The 16,981-nt window shown below is 74.3% G+C and carries 18 protein-coding genes; 6 read left to right on the top strand and 12 right to left on the bottom strand.

What is annotated here, in order from left to right; translation table 11 throughout:
- Positions 1 to 48: 48 nt before the first annotated feature.
- Positions 49 to 1,782 carry an alpha-L-rhamnosidase N-terminal domain-containing protein gene (locus ACFZAU_RS32480; RefSeq protein ID WP_500555138.1) on the top strand — a complete coding sequence of 578 codons (1,734 nt, stop codon included), beginning with the start codon at positions 49 to 51 and terminating at the stop codon, positions 1,780 to 1,782.
- A complete protein-coding gene (locus ACFZAU_RS32475; protein WP_500555137.1) occupies positions 1,779 to 3,335 on the top strand; it encodes a family 78 glycoside hydrolase catalytic domain in 1,557 nt (518 codons plus the stop codon). Before ACFZAU_RS32480 ends, ACFZAU_RS32475 begins: the two co-directional genes overlap by 4 nt.
- A 98-nt stretch (positions 3,336 to 3,433) precedes the next feature.
- Here the strand turns inward: ACFZAU_RS32475 and ACFZAU_RS32470 are convergent, their stop codons facing one another.
- The 9 genes from ACFZAU_RS32470 to ACFZAU_RS32430 all read right to left on the bottom strand — a co-directional run bounded on the left by ACFZAU_RS32470 (position 3,434) and on the right by ACFZAU_RS32430 (position 11,949).
- On the bottom strand, positions 3,434 to 4,780 hold the full coding sequence (locus tag ACFZAU_RS32470; RefSeq protein ID WP_500555136.1) for an MFS transporter: 1,347 nt from the start codon (positions 4,778 to 4,780) through the stop codon (positions 3,434 to 3,436).
- Positions 4,777 to 5,412, bottom strand: coding sequence for a TetR/AcrR family transcriptional regulator (locus ACFZAU_RS32465; protein ID WP_500555135.1), 636 nt, complete (start codon positions 5,410 to 5,412; stop codon positions 4,777 to 4,779). Before ACFZAU_RS32465 ends, ACFZAU_RS32470 begins: the two co-directional genes overlap by 4 nt.
- Positions 5,413 to 5,488: 76 nt before the next feature.
- Positions 5,489 to 5,767: a hypothetical protein gene (locus ACFZAU_RS32460; RefSeq protein WP_500555134.1), complete on the bottom strand. Its 279-nt coding sequence runs from the start codon at positions 5,765 to 5,767 to the stop codon at positions 5,489 to 5,491.
- Between the two features lie 287 nt (positions 5,768 to 6,054).
- Positions 6,055 to 6,486, bottom strand: coding sequence for a hypothetical protein (locus ACFZAU_RS32455; RefSeq protein ID WP_500555133.1), 432 nt, complete (start codon positions 6,484 to 6,486; stop codon positions 6,055 to 6,057).
- Positions 6,487 to 6,656: 170 nt separating this feature from the next.
- On the bottom strand, positions 6,657 to 6,920 hold the full coding sequence (locus ACFZAU_RS32450) for a hypothetical protein (protein ID WP_500555132.1): 264 nt from the start codon (positions 6,918 to 6,920) through the stop codon (positions 6,657 to 6,659).
- 29 nt (positions 6,921 to 6,949) lie between these two features.
- A complete protein-coding gene (locus tag ACFZAU_RS32445; RefSeq protein ID WP_500555131.1) occupies positions 6,950 to 8,848 on the bottom strand; it encodes an SMI1/KNR4 family protein in 1,899 nt (632 codons plus the stop codon).
- Positions 8,849 to 9,008: 160 nt separating this feature from the next.
- Positions 9,009 to 10,172: a CaiB/BaiF CoA transferase family protein gene (locus ACFZAU_RS32440; RefSeq protein WP_500555130.1), complete on the bottom strand. Its 1,164-nt coding sequence runs from the start codon at positions 10,170 to 10,172 to the stop codon at positions 9,009 to 9,011.
- Positions 10,173 to 10,243: 71 nt separating this feature from the next.
- On the bottom strand, positions 10,244 to 11,194 hold the full coding sequence (locus tag ACFZAU_RS32435; protein WP_500555129.1) for an ornithine cyclodeaminase family protein: 951 nt from the start codon (positions 11,192 to 11,194) through the stop codon (positions 10,244 to 10,246).
- Positions 11,191 to 11,949, bottom strand: a complete 759-nt coding sequence (locus ACFZAU_RS32430; protein WP_500555128.1) for an IclR family transcriptional regulator — start codon at positions 11,947 to 11,949, stop codon at positions 11,191 to 11,193. Before ACFZAU_RS32430 ends, ACFZAU_RS32435 begins: the two co-directional genes overlap by 4 nt.
- Positions 11,950 to 12,049: 100 nt before the next feature.
- Between ACFZAU_RS32430 and ACFZAU_RS32425 the strand changes: the two genes are divergently transcribed.
- Together ACFZAU_RS32425 and ACFZAU_RS32420 are read left to right on the top strand one after the other, a co-directional pair.
- Positions 12,050 to 13,360: an amidohydrolase family protein gene (locus tag ACFZAU_RS32425; RefSeq protein ID WP_500555127.1), complete on the top strand. Its 1,311-nt coding sequence runs from the start codon at positions 12,050 to 12,052 to the stop codon at positions 13,358 to 13,360.
- A gap of 50 nt (positions 13,361 to 13,410) precedes the next feature.
- Complete coding sequence (locus ACFZAU_RS32420; protein ID WP_500555126.1) at positions 13,411 to 13,797, top strand: Imm32 family immunity protein; 387 nt, start codon at positions 13,411 to 13,413, stop codon at positions 13,795 to 13,797.
- A gap of 67 nt (positions 13,798 to 13,864) precedes the next feature.
- Here the strand turns inward: ACFZAU_RS32420 and ACFZAU_RS32415 are convergent, their stop codons facing one another.
- From ACFZAU_RS32415 to ACFZAU_RS32405, 3 genes are all read right to left on the bottom strand, one after another.
- On the bottom strand, positions 13,865 to 14,308 hold the full coding sequence (locus tag ACFZAU_RS32415) for a GNAT family N-acetyltransferase (RefSeq protein WP_500555197.1): 444 nt from the start codon (positions 14,306 to 14,308) through the stop codon (positions 13,865 to 13,867).
- Between the two features lie 88 nt (positions 14,309 to 14,396).
- The gene (locus tag ACFZAU_RS32410; RefSeq protein ID WP_500555125.1) at positions 14,397 to 15,191 is read right to left on the bottom strand and encodes an SDR family NAD(P)-dependent oxidoreductase; all 795 of its coding nucleotides are present in this window, start codon (positions 15,189 to 15,191) and stop codon (positions 14,397 to 14,399) included.
- Positions 15,192 to 15,506: 315 nt separating this feature from the next.
- Positions 15,507 to 16,172, bottom strand: coding sequence for a maltokinase N-terminal cap-like domain-containing protein (locus ACFZAU_RS32405; RefSeq protein WP_500555124.1), 666 nt, complete (start codon positions 16,170 to 16,172; stop codon positions 15,507 to 15,509).
- 130 nt (positions 16,173 to 16,302) lie between these two features.
- Between ACFZAU_RS32405 and ACFZAU_RS32400 the strand changes: the two genes are divergently transcribed.
- The gene (locus ACFZAU_RS32400) at positions 16,303 to 16,587 is read left to right on the top strand and encodes a ribbon-helix-helix domain-containing protein (protein WP_499609416.1); all 285 of its coding nucleotides are present in this window, start codon (positions 16,303 to 16,305) and stop codon (positions 16,585 to 16,587) included.
- Complete coding sequence (locus tag ACFZAU_RS32395; protein ID WP_499609414.1) at positions 16,584 to 16,973, top strand: hypothetical protein; 390 nt, start codon at positions 16,584 to 16,586, stop codon at positions 16,971 to 16,973. The genes ACFZAU_RS32400 and ACFZAU_RS32395 overlap by 4 nt, the downstream gene beginning before the upstream one ends.
- Positions 16,974 to 16,981 lie beyond the last annotated feature (8 nt).

Raw genomic sequence — 16,981 nt, 5'->3', positions numbered from 1 at the left:
CCTGACCCGCAGCAACCGCCCACCGCACCACCGTCAAGGAGCACCCGCATGCCCCGACCCCCGCGCAGAGCCGCCCGGCGCGGCCCGGCCCTCGCCGTCGCCACCGGACTCACCGCGCTCGTCACGATCCTGCCCACCGCCGTCACCGCGGAGGCCGGCGCCCCCGCGTCGCTGACCGCGACCACCCTGCGCACCCAGAAGCTCACCCAGGCCCTCGGCATCGACGACACCACCCCCGAACTGAGCTGGGCCCTGACCGGCCGCTCCCGGGGGCTCGTCCAGACCGCCTACCGGGTCCAGGCCGCCACCTCGCTCACCAGACTCCGCCAGGGACGCCCCGACCTGTGGGACTCCGGGAAGGTCGGCTCCGCCGTCCCGCAGACCGTCTACGCGGGCAAGGAGCTCGGCTCCCGCACCCGGGTCTACTGGCGCGCGATGCTCTGGTCCGCCACGGGCTCGCACGGCGCCGGCCACGGCGGCGCCGGTCACGCCGCCGACTGGAGCGCGCCCGCGTCCTTCGAGACCGGCCTCACCAGGAGCGACGACTGGCAGGCCGACTGGATCACCAACGCCGACTGGCAGCTGGGCAAGCGCGAGGTCACCCCCGTGGTCGTCAAGTTGCCCCGCACCACCGCCCGTTACGTCCGTCTCGACGTCACCCGCCTCGGCCTGCCGCTGCAGGAGGACTTCCCGGGCCGCACCTGGCGCCTGCAGCTCGGCGAGATCGACGTCCGCGACACGGCCTCCGGCACGACCGGCCTCGCCAAGGGCGCCGCCGTCACCGCCTCCGAGTCCAACACCCTCCGCAAGACCTGGGAGCCGGCCCTCGCCGTGGACGGCCTGCCCAACAGCGGCCTCCAGACCGCCGCCGGCTACTCCAGCGCCGCGCACACCGGACCGGACGTCTCCCAGCAGCCCGTCACGCTCACCCTCGACCTCAAGTCCGCCAAGACCTTCGACGAGGTCGCGCTCTACCCCCGCGCCGACGTCCTCACCGACGACGGCCGCGTCCCCGGCTTCCCCACCGACTACACCCTCGCCACCGCGGACACCCCCACCGGGCCCTTCACCCAGGCCGCCGCCGTCACCGGACAGCAGCCGCCGAAGCCCTGGCTGCCGTCCGGACTGCCGCTGTTCACCAAGGGCTTCGCCCTGCCGGAGCACGTGCGCAGCGCCCGCCTGTACGTCTCGGGCCTCGGCATCCACGACGCCACCATCAACGGCAGGCAGGTCGGCGACGCCGTCCTCGAACCCGCCAACACCACCTTCACCCAGCGCGTCCAGTACACCACCTACGACGTCACCGACCTGCTGCGCACCGGCGGCAACACCATCGGCGTCTCCCTGGGCAACGGCATCTCCAACGTCGTCAGCACCGCGGACCGCTACCGCAAGCTCTACAGCAACATCAGCGACATCAAGCTGATCGCGCAGCTGGAGGTCACCCTCGCCGACGGCACCGTCCGCCGCATCAGCAGCGGCGACGACTGGCGCACCACGCTCGGCCCCACCACCTCCTCCAACTGGTACGGCGGCGAGGACTACGACGCCCGCCGCGCGATCCCGCACTGGGACGAGTCCCGCGGCAGCCGCGCCGGCTGGGACCCGGCCGTCACCGTCGCCGGTCCCGGCACCGCCGACGCGCCCGCCCGGCTCAGCGCCCGCGAGACCGAACCGATCCGGGTGATCGAGACGCTCACCGCCAAGGAGGTGCCCGGCGCCGAGGGCAGCCGCGTCTTCGACGTGGGCAGGAACATCGCCGGCTGGCCGAGATCACGGTGAAGGCCCCCGCCGGCACCACCGTCCGCATCGTGCCCGCCGAGAGCCTGAAGGACGGCCACGCCTTCCAGTCCATCAGCAACGTCGGCGGCCCGCTGTGGGACAGCTACACCACCGCGGGCCCGGGCGCCGAGACCTGGCACCCCGAGTACGGCTACCAGGGCTTCCGCTACCTGGAGCTCAAGGGCCTGCCCGCCGGGGCCACGGTCACCGTCCGCGGCAAGGTCCTGCACACCGACAACACCTCGGCCGGCGACTTCACCAGCTCCAACGACCTGGTCAACGGCATCCACTCCATCATCCGCCGCTCCATCGAGGGCAACATGATGAGCGTCCTCACCGACTGCCCGAGCCGCGAGAAGCTCGGCTGGCTGGAGCAGGACCAGCTCGTCTTCCCCACCCTCGCCGCGAACTACGACATGGAGTCCCAGCTCCGCAAGATCGTCCGCGACATGGCCGACGGCCAGACCCCCGAGGGCCTGATCACCTCCACCACCCCCGAGTACACGGCCCTGCCCGGCGGTTACCGCAACGACTCCAACTGGGGCGGCGCCTTCGTCCTGGTGCCGTGGCAGCTCTACACCACCTACGGCGACGAGCAGACCCTCGCCACCTACTACCCGCAGATGCGGAAGTACGTCACCTTCCTGGAGGAGAAGGTCTCCGGCGGCATCCTCGACTACGGGCTCGGCGACTGGTTCACCCCGGACACCACCTTCCCCCGCGCGGTGGCCGGCACCTACGGCTACTGGCGCGTCGTCGACGCCATGAGCCGCATCGCCACGCTCCTCGGCGACCAGGACGCCGCGGCGGAGTACCGGGCCAAGGCCGACGCCACCGCCAAGGCCCTCGCGGACAAGTACTACGACCCCGCGACCGGCACCTTCGGCGGCGGCGGGCACGGAGGTGAGGCGCTCGCCCTCGACATGGGAGCCGTCCCCGCGGACCAGCGCGAGCGGCTGCTCGGCCACTTCGTCGCAAGCGTCGAGGCGGCGGACTTCCACCTCAACCTGGGAGAGATCTCGCTGCCCGCCGCGTTCCGGGTGCTGTCGGAGTCCGGGCACGACGACGTCGTCGGCCGCATCGCCACCCAGACCACCAGCCCCAGCTACGGCTACCAGGTGCTGCACGGCAACACCACGCTCGGCGAGAGCTGGGACGGCGGCCCCGGCCAGTCGCAGAACCACTTCATGCTGGGCGCCATCGACGCCTGGTTCACCGCCCGCCTCGCCGGCATCCAGCAGGCGCCCGGCTCCGTCGGCTACCGCGAACTCCTCGTGGACCCGGCCCTCGTGGCCGGCCTCACCTCCGCCTCCGGCTCGTACCGCACGCCCTACGGCACGGTCAGCACCGCGTGGCGCCTGGACGGGGACGCGTACCGGCTGCGGCTCAGCGTGCCCGCGGGCACCACGGCCGAGGTGCACGTGCCGGTGACGTCCGGTCACGTCGCCGCGCCCAGGGACGCCCGCCTCGTCCGCTCCGGTGAGGGGGAGCGGGTCTACGAAGTCGGCTCCGGCGACTGGACGTTCAGCTCGACCTACCGCGCCGGCGCCTGACCCCGGCCGGTACGGCACGCCCCGGACGGCCGCTCCTCCCCATGCGGCCGGCCGGGGCGGCGGGGTCCGGCCCGGCCTGCGCCCGGCCTGCGCCCGGCCTATGCCCGGGTGGGCCGGGGCAGCAGCGACGCCGGGAGGAGGCCGAGGGCGGCGAGCGCGGCGAGGAGGAACACCGTGGCGCCCGGCACCCCGGCGGAGCCCGACGTCCCGGCCGCCACGGCGATGCCGAGGGCCGGCCCGACGTTCATCGCCGTCTGCTTCAGGCCCCCGACGACCCCGGCGTGACCGGGTGGCGCGTCGCCCACGACGGAGGCGGTGGCCGTCACCATGACGGTCGCGAAGCCCGCGCCGAGCACGGCGAACGCGGCGGCCATCGCGACCCACGCACCGCCCGCCCCCGACCGCGCGAGCGACGCGATGCCCAGGACGACCAGGAGCGTGCCGCTCACCGCGGTGCGGCGCGGGCCGTACCGGCGCAGCGCGGCAGCGGCGACGGGCGCCCCGAGCACCATGAGCGCCGTCAGCGGAAGCACCCGCAGGCCCGCGGCCAGCGGGTCGAGACGCAGTACGTCCTGCAGCTGGAACGTGGCCCGGAACAGGGTGCCGAACAGGCCCGCGGTGGTCACCAGCAGGATGCCGACGGACGCAATGACGGGCACCGAACGGGCCACCGCTCGCGGCACGTTGGGGTGCTCCGCACGCCGTTCGTACGCGACGAGCAGCGCGAGGGCGCCTGCCGCGGCGAGGAGTTCGAGCAGCGTCCCGCCGCCCGTCCACCCCCGCGCGGGGATGCCCGACAGCGCGTGGACGAGGGCCGCGAGCGCCGTCGCGAGCAGGGCCGCACCGGCCACGCCGACCCGCCCTCCGCCGTCCGGCCGCCGCGGCGCCGGCACGCGGACGGCGAGCGTGAGCGCGGCGATCGCGAGCGCCACGGGGACGTTGACCCAGAACACGGCGCGCCATCCCAGGTGCGTCACCACGAGCCCGCCGAGCACCGGGCCGGCCCCGGCGGCCACCGCGAGCGCGCTCGTACGGACGGCGATCGGCCCGTCCAGCCGGTCCGGCGGGTACGCCAGCCTCAGCAGCGCCAGCGTCGCGGGTTGCAGGAGCGCGCCGAACACACCCTGGGCCACGCGCAGCGCGATCACCCAGCCGACGCTCCCCGCGACGGCGATCCCGGCCGACGCCGCCCCGAAGCCGAGCGCCCCCGCGCAGAGCAGACGCCGGTGCCCGTAGCGGTCCCCGAGCCGTCCGGCGAGCACGAGCAGCGCCGCCACCGCCACCAGGTAGCCGGTGCTGGTCCACTGGACCTCGGCCACGCTCGCACCGAGATCCCGCTGCAGGCTGGGCTGCGCCACCAGCAGCACACCGCCGTCCAGGGCGACCATCGCGGCGCCCGCCACGCTCGCCGCCAGCGCGAGCCGCTGTCGTGCGGGGGAGATCACGCGGGCGCCGGCCCGAGGTGGGAGTGGAGGACGGCCGTGAGGAGTTGCTCCTGGCGCAGCGACGCCTCGCCCGGGTCGTCGGCGCCCAGAACCACCTGGAGACTGCCCCAGGTCCACAGCTGGACGAGGCCGTGCAGGTTCGACCAGAGGGCCGCCGCCGTCACGGCGGCGGGCGGCGCGGCGGCGGCCGTGGCGGCGTCCTGCTCGGCCCGGCACCGGGTGACGAGCTCGACGAGGGCCCCGAAGAGCGGCAGCGACGTCTCGCGCAGCCGCGGACCGCCGTCCGCCTGCGGCGCACCGTCGAGCAGGTCGTGGCGGAACATCAGCTCGAACATGCCGCGGTGGTCCAGCGCGTACCCGACGTACGCCCGGGCGGCGGCCTCCAGCCCGGCGCGCGGCGTGGCCGCCCCGGCGGTCGCGGTCGCGAACCGCCCGTGCAGGTCCTCGAAGCCGCGCCGGGCGATGGCGGACAACAGGGAGTCGTGCGTGGGGAAGTGGCGCCTCGGCGCGCCGTGCGACACCCCCGCCCGCCGCGCGATCTCGCGCAGCCCCACCGACGCGGTGCCCCCGGCCATCACGAGGTCCACCCCGGCATCGACAAGTCGCTCCCGCAGGGAGCCGCCATCGGTCATGGGGGAGTGTCTACCAGCCGACCGTAGACACTGTCTACGTGCGCGGCGTTCTCGTCCGTGACCGGCGGACACCCGGCTACCGGGGGTTGCGCTTCCGTGTCCAGTCCCGTTCCCCGAGGCGCCGGATCCGCCAGCTCGGCAGCGGGTGACGGGCCTCCGTGTGGAGGAAGGTCATCATGTCGATCAGCATGCGGCGAACGTCCGCAAGGGGGACGACCAGGTCTTCCCACTGCTTGTAGTGGGCGTGCAGGCGAACCTGATCCTCGGAGACGCGCTCCAGCCGGCAGCTTTCCACCCCCAGCCGGAGTTCCTCGCCGGCTTCGATCCTGAGCCACTGCAGGAGGACGGAGGACACCGCCCAGTCCGGCACGCATTGGGAGACGATCTCCTCCGCCGCCCAGACAAGTTCCTGGGGCGCGCCGTCGGGAGCGCTGATGACGGTGGTGCCGAAGGCACCGGCGACACGATGGAACGCCCCGTCCTCGCCCCGGTCGGTGGCCGGTATCTCTTCCAGACCGAAGATTCAACGGTCCCTCGAGACATCCTGGCGCTCGCTCATCTCGCTGATGCGCACGAGGATTCCAGGCCGCACACGTGACCGGCCCACCTGCCCCGTCCCTCGGGCGGCCGATCCGCCCGTGATCAGAGCTCGTAGTCCTGGGCCAGTTCCTCCCAGTGAACGCCGCGGAGCGCGGGACCGGCATCCTCACCTGACGGGACATCCGGGAGGGACTGGAACCAGATCACGGTGAGAGCGGAGCGGTGCAGCACCGGGTCGAGTTCAGGCGCCACCGCCGTCGAGCCGAAGCGCCCCGTGCACGCCACCGGCGGCAGCACCTCAACGGGGCCGAAGGCGCCGGCGGTCTGGTCCGGGTACTCGCGGGAGGGCGGGACGAGATGGACCGGCGTCGAAGGAAAAGTGCGTTCGGCCATCCGCTGCAGACCACTGACCCGCATGTCGTTGATGCGCTTGCACGGGTAGCCCTCCAACAACCCGTGGTAGGTCGACACCATGCGCAACTCGGTGAGCTCGATCGACCGACCCGAGAAGAGGACTATGCGGCTCAGTGACATGTCGACACCCTATGCGCCTGATCCACTTCCGATGCCCGCACAGCTGTACCGCGCCCGCCGGATCACGTCCTGGACCATGCGCGACGCGACAGGCCGGTGAGCGACGAGGCCGAGCCCCCCACGGCCGCGCTTCGTTCCCCACTCCGGCGACTCGCCGTCGGGACACCACGTCAGGTCGTGGACCGACCGTTGACGCGGTACTCCTCGGAGGGCAGCGAATCCCATTCCGTGTACGCGCCGTCGCGTGTCACCATGCGGGCGAGCTCCGCGAGTTGCGGGAGCCGTCCCGCACGGAGCAGCAGATCCATGTGCCACAGATGGGAGTTGTGCCTGTACGGATCGGGGGAGCAGCACTCGGCGTGGACCCCGACCAACGCGATGGCCGCATCCCGATCCCGGCGCTCCTCCGCTGCCTCGGCCTCGAACCAATCCACCGGACGGGTGTCGCGTGGCGCCGCGTCGCTCATTCCCCGCTCCGGTGAGCGGTCACGGAGACGGCCAGGTACGTCTCGCCCGGAGCGGGCGGGCGCGTCCACGACCGGGTACGGAAGGTGTGCAGACGTCCACGGGTCAGCGCGAAGCGCGGCAGCGACACCCCGAACTGCTCGGCCACGGCGCGGAGCGCCCGCAGTTCGCCCTCCGGGTGGAAGTCCTCCGGCGTGAACAGCCGCCCGGGCTCGAATGCCTCCGGGACGTACCCGCTGCTGCTGACCTCGGTCCTGCGTACCGTGAAGGCGTAGCGCTCCTCGCCGCCTTCGGCCATGGACAGGTGGAACACGTCCGGCGTCCCGTCGAAGCGTGTACCGGGGGCGCTCCAGACGACGAGCGCGCGCCCCGTGCCGGACGCGGCCGCCACCGGGGAGACGAAGCGCTGGTCGGCGAAACCGCCCGGCTGTGCGTCGAAGGCGAAGCTCCAGCCGTCCCCGGCGCTGCCGACGGCCACCAGTGCCTTGTCCTCGTGCGAGGAGCCCGACCGGCGCGGCCACATGGCCGACGATTGAACCATCACCGGTTCCTGGAGCCCGCCGCCCTCCGCGTCGCCCAGGCGGGCCGGCAGCTCCGCGGGCGCCACTCCCTCCACCAGGACGAAGCGGTACCCCCGCTCGTACTCCGGCTGGGCGGCGAGCCAGGCCAGGCCGTCCGGTTCGGTTTCGGCTTCCGGCGCCGGCGCCTCGCCGGGTTCACCGGCACGTGGGGTCGACAGGATCAGCCGTCCGCGGGCCTCCGTGATGACGGGAGCGAGAACCGGGTCCGCCAGCAGGCCGACGGGGGCGAGGTGGTCGGGGCCGAGCGGTTCCCACTGCGGGAGCGCGCGGGCCAGGACGCGCCACGCGGTGTCCGTGCGGCCCCAGCGGGCGTGCTCGCGAGCCTCGTCCACGGCACGTCCGAACACACCCGCGGCGGTGTACTGGAACGCCCCGTCGCGGGTCCGTTCCACGAGGGCGTCCCCCATTCGGCGGGCCTCGTCCGTCGCGCCGCGCATCCGGAAACCCCATGACGCCTCGTCGTGCGAGGAGCGGACGTGCTCCATGGCCAGCAGCGGCAGCAACTCGGCGCCGTACACCGGGTGCAGGGCCAGGCCCGCGAAGTCCGCAAGGTAACGGCGTCCCAGGAGCCACCGGATCTGGTCGAGCAGCGGCTTCGCCCGTGGCCGGCCGAACTCCTCGGCCCGCGCGAGCACGGCCTCGGCCCGAGCGTACCGTCCGGCCAGCGCATCGCGCCTGGCCGCCTCGATGTCCGCGTCGAGCGCCTCGGTCGTGGCGTTCACGAACCGCCGGCCGGAACGCTCGCCCCGGTGCACCGACAACTGGTGGAACTCGGCGTACATGGCCTCCATGAACTCCCTGAACGACCCGTGGCGTTCGGGGAGGTCACCGGACCATCCCTTGTAGTGGGAGACGGCCCACTCCCCGTCCTCGTCGACGTCGCCCGGGTCCATGAGGACATAGGTGATGTCGGACTCCACGTCCAACTGCAGTGCCCGGCCCCACATTCCGGCACGCCGCACCTCCTCGGGCGTCGAGTCCTCGTCCAGGGCGTCCTCGTAGAGCTCCGCGAAGCCGACCTCGTCCTCGAACCAGCGGGCACCCTGTGTGCCGGCCAGCAGCGAGACGAATCCGCCCGCGTGCCGCCAGCCGTCCGTCACCTCCAGGAACGCCCGGTAGGACGGCGGCAGCCGACGCCCCAACCGCCGCTCGGCCTCCGCTATGCGTTCCGGGCTCGCGGGGGCGAAGCCCAGCCGGCGTTCGCGCAGGGCGCGCGCCTCGTCCTCGGAGGGAGACGCGTCGGGATCCTGCGCATCGGCCCACTCCCCGCTCCAGCGCGCGAGGAAGGATGGCCAGTCGAAGTCGGTGTCCGTCACCTGTCGATCGTGACATCCGGCACCGACAAAGCCCCCGGTTCGATGGCCGCGGGGGACTGGGCCCTCCGGGGCGAACGGGACCGCGTCCGCCGGTACGTGCCGCGGCCTTGCAGAGAAGCTCTCCCGGTGCCCGGCCCCGGGCAGGTGGCCGCGTGGTCGCTCACTGGCCTACCTCCGTCCCTTCCGGCGCGGCGGAGAACTCCGCGCGGACGGCGTCGGTGTGCTCGCCCAGGGCCGGCACCGCCCCCATCAGGGCCTCGCGGCCGCGTACCGTCACCGGCGGGAGCAGCCCGCGCAGCGGGCCGGACGGTGTGGCGAAGTCCCGCCAGCGGTCGCGGGCCTCCAGTTGGGGGTGGGCCGCGAACTCCGCGACCGACCGCAGCCTGGCGTTGGCGATCCCGGCGCCGTCCAGCCGCTCCAGGAGTGCGTCCGCCGGGAAGGCGGCGAAGTGCTCCTCGAGGATCGCGGTCAACTCGTCGTCGTGGGCGTGGCGCAGCGGATTGTCCGCGAACCGCGCATCGCGGACGAGTTCGGGCCGCTCCAGCACCTTCTCGCACAGCGCGACCCAGTCCCGGTCGCTCTGCACGCAGACGAAGACCTCCGCGCCGTCGCCCGCCCGGTAGTGGCCGTACGGCGAGATCGACGGGTGCCGGGCACCGCTGCGGCCCAGTGGCGCGCTCCCGTACAGGCCGTGGAAGAGCGGCTGCCCCAGCCACTCGCCGAGCGCGTCGAGCATCGCCACGTCGAAGGCGCTGCCCTCGCCGGTGCGTTCGCGTTCGTACAGGGCGGTCAGGACGCCGGTGTACGCGTACATCCCGGCGGCGACGTCGGCGATGGAGACGCCCGCCCGCGCGGGGCTGTCCGGCGTGCCCGTGAGCGACACCAGCCCCGACTCGCACTGCACCAGCAGGTCGAACGCCTTCTTCGCCGCGTAGGGTCCGTGGTCGCCGTAGCCGGAGACACCGCACCAGATCAGCCGTGGATGCCGTGCGCGCAGTGCCTCCGCGCCCAGGCCCAGGCGGCCCGCGGCGCCGGGGGCGAGGTTCTGCACGAAGACGTCCGCCCCGGCCAGCATCCGGTCCAGCAGCGCCCGGTCGGCGTCCTGCTTGAGGTCCAGGACCACGCTCTCCTTGCCGCGGTTGCACCAGACGAAGTACGCCGACTGCCCGCGGGCCGCCCTGTCGTAGTCCCGTGCGAAGTCGCCGCCCGGCCGTTCCACCTTGATCACCCGGGCGCCCAGGTCCGCGAGTTGGCGGGTCGCGAACGGCGCGGCGACGGCCTGTTCCAGGGAGACGACGGTGACACCGTCCAGTGGCTGCCGCACTGCCCGGTGCTGAGACTGCTGCCGTGACTGCTGCAAGGTCGCACTCCTGGTCTGCGTGCGGTCGGGAACGGTCAGAGGTCCACGGTGGTGCCCAGTCCCTCCGCGCGGGCCACGGCGTGGACGACGTGGGCGGCGGCCACGTCCAGCGCCGCGTGCCCGGTGGACTTGAAGAGGGTCAGCCCGTCCCCCTTGCCGCGCCCGGGGTGGTCGCCCGCGAGCACCGAGCCGAGCAGGACGACGTCCCGGCCGGGGGAGAGGCCCTGCAGTTCGTGGGCCCCGGCCGGGGGCGGGGAGCCCGCGGCGCCCTGCCACTCGGCGAACAGGGCGGCGTCCCGTACGGTGTCCACGTCGATCTCGGGCCCGTGGGATCCGCCAACGGAGCTCACGTGCGTGCCCGGTGCGAGCCACGAGCGGCGTACGACCGGACGCGTCGCCCCGGTGCAGCAGAAGACGACGTCGGCCCCGCGCACCGCGTCCTCGACGTCCTCCGCCGCGCGCGCCCCCGGATGGCGGGCCGTGGCCTCGCGCACGGCCCGCGGATCGCGGCCGGCGACGACGACCTCCGCGCCCGGGTGGAGTTCCGCCAGCAGGCCGATCTGGGCGCGCGCCTGGGCCCCGGTGCCCACGACGGTGTGGCGCACCGCCCCGGGGCGGGCCAGCACGCGCGCGCCGAGCGTCGCCGCGGCGGCGGTGCGCACCGCCGTCAGCGACTCGGCGTCCATCAGGGCCAGGGGACGTCCGTCGTGCTCGTCGAAGAACGCGACCACGCCCCGGTGCGCACCGCGCCCGGGCCGCGCCGGGTCCCCGAACACCGACACGAGCTTCGCCGCCAGGCCCAGCCCCGGCACATGGCCCGGCATCGCGCCCAGCAGCCCCGCCGGGGTGCGCGCGGCGATCCGTGGCGGGGCGGACACCTCGCCGCGGCTGATCGCGACGAGGGCCCCGGCCACGGCGTCGACGACACGGCGCGCGTCGAGCGCGGCCCGGGTCTGCGCGCGGTCCAGGACGAGGACACCCCTCACGCCGTACCTCCCTGAGGTCCGGTCAGCACCCGCAGGAGTTCGTCGGCGGCGTCGCGCAGCGCGCGCTCCAGGGCGGGTAGCCGGGCCCCGTCGAACTCGGCGTCGGGCCCGACGACGGTCAGCGCACAGACGGGGGCGCCGGGGCCGGGCGTCACCGCGCGGCTGACCGAGGCGATCAGCCTCTCGTTGCGCCCGCGCTCCACGGCGACCCCGGTCCGCTCCGCGCGGGCGATGTCCGCCAGCAGGCCCGCCTCCCCGTCCAGCGGATGCCCGTCGGCTTCGGCGGGACGCAGGTAGGGTGCGCGGGCCGCCGGTTCGAGCGCCGCGACCAGCGCCAGCGGCCCGGCGAAACGGTGCACGGGCAGCGCCTCGCCCAGCAAGTGGCTGATCACCGCCAGCCGTTCCGGCCGGACGACGTCGACCACCCGGGACCGTTCGGCCTCCAGGACCTGAAGGTTGACCATCATCCCCGTGACGTCGGACAGTTCCCGCAGCACCGGCTTGGCCAGGGCGGTCAGCGAGTTCCCCGCCGCGGCCGCCGACATCCGCAGCACGGCGGTACCGGGCAGGTAGCGGTCGCCCGCCCGCAGCACCCAGCCCCTGCGCACCAGGTCCAGCAGGATCCGGTACGCCGTCGCCCGGTGCAGGCCGACCTCGACCGCCAGGTCCGTCAGGCGGACGGGACGCGGCGCGCGGGTGACGGCCTCGACCAGGTCGAGCGCCTTGTCCACCGCGGTGCGCGGGGCCTGGGACATCGCGGGCACTCCTCCTCGTCCCTACGGCGGCTGGAGTACAGTACCGACCGTTTCGGCAGACGATACAGATGTCACGCAGGCTGCAACAGTCGAGGTGAGCATGGCCGACCGGTCCCAGGGAGCAGCCACTCCCCACGCGGCGCCCGCCGCGGGCACGACCGCCGTCTACCGCGGCGCGACCCTCTTCGACGGCACCGGCAGCCCGCCCCGGCCCGCGACCACGATCGTCACCGACGGCGAGACGATCCGCGCGGTCGCGCCCGACACAGGCCTCGCCTCCCGGCTCCCCGCCGACGCCGAGGTGTTCGACCTCGGCGGACGTTTCGTCGTCCCCGGCCTGATCGACACCCACCAGCACCTGGCCACCCCGCCCGACCGCCCCGCGGCCGAGGCGGCGCTGCGCCGCCACGTGTACGGCGGCGTCACCGCCGTCCGGGACATGGCCGACGACCTGCGGCAGATCGGCGACCTCGCCCGTGCCACCCTCGTCGGCGAGATCCCCGGCCCCGACATCCGCTACGCCGCCCTGATGGCCGGCCCCGGCTTCTTCGACGACCCGCGCACCCACCAGGTCTCCCAGGGCGCCGTGCCCGGCGAAGTGCCCTGGATGCAGGCCGTCACCGCCGCGACCGACCTGCCCCTGGCCGTCGCCCTGGCGCGCGGCACGTACGCCGCCGCCATCAAGGTCTACGCGGACCTCGACGCGGACCTGGTCGCCGCCGTCACCGCCGAGGCCCACCGCCAGGGCATCCCCGTCTGGGCCCACGCCACCGTGTTCCCCGCGACCCCGGGCCAGGTCGTCGCAGCCGGCGTCGACACCGTCTCCCACGCAACCCTGCTCGCCTTCGAGGGCAGCCCGGACGGGCTCACCACCTACAGGACCAAACCCCCCGTGGACCACGCCCGGTTCGCCGCCGGGGACGACCCGCACCTGGAGCGGCTCTTCGCCCTCATGCGCGCGCGGGGCACCGTCCTGGACGCCACCGCCGCCATGTGGGAGAGCGACGAACTCGCCGGCAAGGGCCACGAGGACGCCGCCCGCGCCCGCGCCAACAGCGAACTCGCCGCCGCCGTCACCGCCCAGGCCCACCGGGCCGGCGTCGCCGTCTCCACCGGCACCGACCACGAGACCGCCCCCGGCGCCCCCTTCCCCGCCCTTCACGACGAACTCGCCTTCCTCGTCCGGCGCTGCGGCATCCCCACCGCCGACGTCCTCCGCTCGGCCACGCTCATCGGCGCCCGCGCCGCCGGCACCGAGGCCGTCATGGGCACCGTCGAACCCGGCAAGCTGGCCAACTTCGTCGTCCTGGACGAGGATCCGCTGCGCGACATCGCCCACCTGCGGAGCGTCACCCTGACCGTCAAGCGTGGACACCGCTTCCCCCGCGCCGAGTTCGAGGACGGCCGGTGAATCCGGCCAGGGAATCCGGCTCGCCGGACGGGACCGGAGGAGCACGACACGTGCGACTGACCGTCGACCTGGTGTACGGCGAGGTGGATCTCGCGGCGTCGGCGCGGGAGTCGGCGGCCCTGGCGGACGCGGTGGCCGCGGGCGACGGCTTCATCGGGGCCACGGCGCCGGCGGGCGACGGGTTCCTGGCCGGGGTCGACGTGCGGACGGCGGCCGGTCCGGGGGTGCGGATCGGGGTCGATGCCGCGCGGCGCGTCCTCGTGATCAGCGGTGACCCCGGTGCGAGGGCAGTCCTCGCGGACGAACTGCACGCGATGGCCGCCGCGACGGACGGCGGTCACCTCCACGTCGACCACTTCCCCGACCACCCCTACCTGGCCGAGGGATCGGTGTCCCTGGTGGTGAACAGCCCCCACGGCGGCATGCCGGCCAGGTGACCGGGCCCGGGCCGGCATCCGCGCCGGCGCGGCTGAGCGGACGGATCGCCGGGCCGCGCCCGGGGGATCAACCGCCGTACGGGACGGTGCCGGGCTCGCGCACCATGAACACGTCGACCGGGTCCTCGGTGTCGACGGTGAAACCGTGCCGCTCGTACAGCCGGCGCGCCGCGCTGCCGCGCAGCACGTTCAGCCGGACGGGGACGCCGGCGCGGTCGCACCGCTCCAGCAGCGTCCGCAGCACGGCCGTGCCGATGCCGCCGCCCTGCAGGTGCGGGGCCAGGTAGAAGTGCTCCAGCCAGTGCGCGTCGTCGGCGGGCCGCAGGGCGACACAGCCGGCGAACGCGCCGTCCACGTCGACGACCCAGGTGTGCTCCGGTACGAAGGCGTCGCGCAGGCGCTGCCGCACGCGCCGCTCGTCGTAGCGCCCGAGCCGTTCCAGGTCGGGCCGCATCACCACGGCGCGCAGTTCCGCGACCGCCTCGACGTCCGTCGCCGCAGCCGGCCGCATGTCCCAGTCCACCGTGATCACGAGGCCAGTGTGCCGTGCGCGCACCCTGCGCAGTGCACGGGGCCCGCCCCGCTCCGACGACGGCGCTTCAGGTGACGATGACGTCCACGCAGCCGCCGTCGACGCGCAGCGCGCCGCCGGTGGTGGCCGAGGCGAGGTCGGAGCTGAGGTACACCACCATGTTGGCGATCTCCGCCGGTTCGATGAGCCGTTGCAGCAGCGACTGCGGGCGGTGCTCGCGCATGAAGAGGCGCTGTGCCTCGTCCCAGGGCAACTCGTCGCCGACCAGCCCCCGGACGAACTCCTCCACCCCGGCGGTGCGGGTCGGGCCCACCAGGACCGAGTTGACCGTGACGCCCGATCCCGCGGCCTTCTTCGCGAAGCCGCGGCCGAGGGCGAGCATGGCCGTCTTCGTCATGCCGTAGTGGACCATCTCGACGGGGATCGCCACGCCGGACTCGCTGGAGACGTACTGGATGCGGCCCCAGTCCCGTTCCAGCATCCGCGGCATGTACATCCGGGTGAGGCGGACGGCGGAGAGGACGTTCACCTCGAAGTACCGGCGCCATTCGGCGTCGTCGATCTCGAGGGCGTCCCTGGCGCCGTAGACGCCGAGGTTGTTGACGAGGACGTCGACGTCCGGCACGGCCTCGCGGGCCCGTTCGGCGCCCTCCTCGGTGGCCACGTCGGCTGCGACGGCGACGAAATCGCCGTCCGGCACCTCGTCCCGCAGCTCCTTGAGCGCCTGGTCCACCCGCCCCGGGTCGCGGCCGTTCACGCCGACGCGGGCACCCGCCCGCGCGAGCCCGGCGGCGATGGCCGCTCCGATGCCCTGCGTCGACGCCGTCACCAAGGCGGTCCGTCCGGTGAGGTCGATGCGCATGTCCGCTCCCTGGGGCGAGCCGGTCGACGATCACGGCAGCACGCGCGTGCTCCTCCCAGTCTCCGCCCGGCGCCGTCCCGCCGCGCGGCGAGCGACGGGGACGCCGCTTCGCGACGGCGATGCCGCCAGGACACCGTGACCTGCGGAAGGACGCGTACCGCGGCGGCGGCGCCGGCCGGCACCCTCAACGCGGCCGGGAGCCGCGGCAGTCGGGGCGCCGGACGGACGCGCCCACGCCCCCCTCCGCCACGACAGAGCAGGGGTCGGCGAACGCGCCGTCCACGCGGGCCGGTTCGCCGTTCCGCGCCCCCCGGATCAGCCCTCGGCGTCCTTGCGCAGGCTCGCGAAGACCGCACGGACCCCGGTGCCGTCCGGCTGCTGCCAGCCCGCTTCGACGTGGCCCAGCACGTGGCCCGCGGCGCTGTCGGCCGCGCCGGGCCGCAGGGCACGCGTCAGGCGGAGGACCAGGCGGCCGGCCGGGCCCGCGTCGACGGTGACATCGGTGGTGGCCCCGGGGCCGTCGGCGACGGATGCGGCGCCGGAGACGGCGGCGTCCGCCGGTCCCGCGTAGTGGCGGACGACGGTCGGGTCGGGCGTGTCGCTGACACTCTGGGCCTGGGCCTCGGCCTCACCGCGCACCAGGGCGGTCAACTGGGCCACCACGACCGGGTCGTGCGCGCCGTCGTAGATCCAGCGCCGGCCCAGCACCCCGTGCTCCGTGGTCCCGATGAGCGCGCTCTCCGCGCCGGCGAGCGACGCGCCGCGGTAGGCCATGGGCACGTGGTAGGCGGCGCCCTCCTGGTCGGTGACCACCATGAACTCGACGCCGACCTCGCCCAGCGGGTCGTCCAGGCGGAAGCCGCCCGCCCTCACGAGCTCCGGTCGCCGCCCGGCGCCCGCGTACCAGGGCTGCCGGGGGAGCCAGTCGGTGAGCAGTTCCAGCTTGGTGGGCGTCAGAGTCGTGCGGTGGATGAGCGACATGGCCGGTGGATCCTCCCCTGAGTCCGTACGTGCGGCGGGGACATCGTCCCATCCGGGTCCGACACGCGGACGTCCGGCCGGCCGGGTGACGGTCGGCGCCCGCGGGGCCATACGTCGGTAAGGTGACCGTATGGCGAAACAGAAGGTCACCATCACGCTCGACGAGGACACCGTCGCGGCGGTCGACAAGCTGGCCGGCGGCCCCGGCGGCAACCGTTCCGCGTTCATCGAGGCGGCCGTCACCGAACGGCTCCAGCGCACCGAACGCGCCCTGCGCGCCGTCGACTGGCTCGCCGCCCGGGCCCGTCAGGACCACCCCGGCGAGTGGGAGGCCGCGCTCGAGGCCGTCGCCTCGGCCGACACGCGGCGCGGCTTCGAGACCGCGCCTCCGGCCGACCCGGGTCAGGCGGCGTGAGCGGCGGGTACATCCTCGACCACACCGCCGTCCGCGCCCTGGCCCTGGGGCGGCCGTACATGGTGGCCCGGGTCATCCGCTCGGCGCAGACCGCGGTGCCGCTGATCGTCCCGGCGGTTCCCTTCGCGCAGGGGCTGACCGAGTCGGTCCTGGGTGAGGTGTACGAACGGCTCCAGGACGCCCTGGCGGCGCCGTGCTTCGTCTTCCGGGCGCTCGGCGAGGCCACCTGCTGGTCCGTGGCCCAGATCGCCCACGAGCGCGCCACGGACATCGCCACCGCCCACGCCGCGCACCTCGCGCTCTCCACCGGCCTGCCGGTCCTCACCCAGCAGCCCGACGCCTACAAGCGCGTGGACGCCCGGATCGACACCGAGCAGATCCTCTGATCCGGCTG

It is taken from the genome of Streptomyces sp. NPDC008238, from assembly GCF_042956445.1.
Taxonomy (GTDB): domain Bacteria; phylum Actinomycetota; class Actinomycetes; order Streptomycetales; family Streptomycetaceae; genus Actinacidiphila.
Note: the sequence above shows the minus strand (reverse complement) of the source record. Positions and strands in the feature narration are given on the sequence as shown.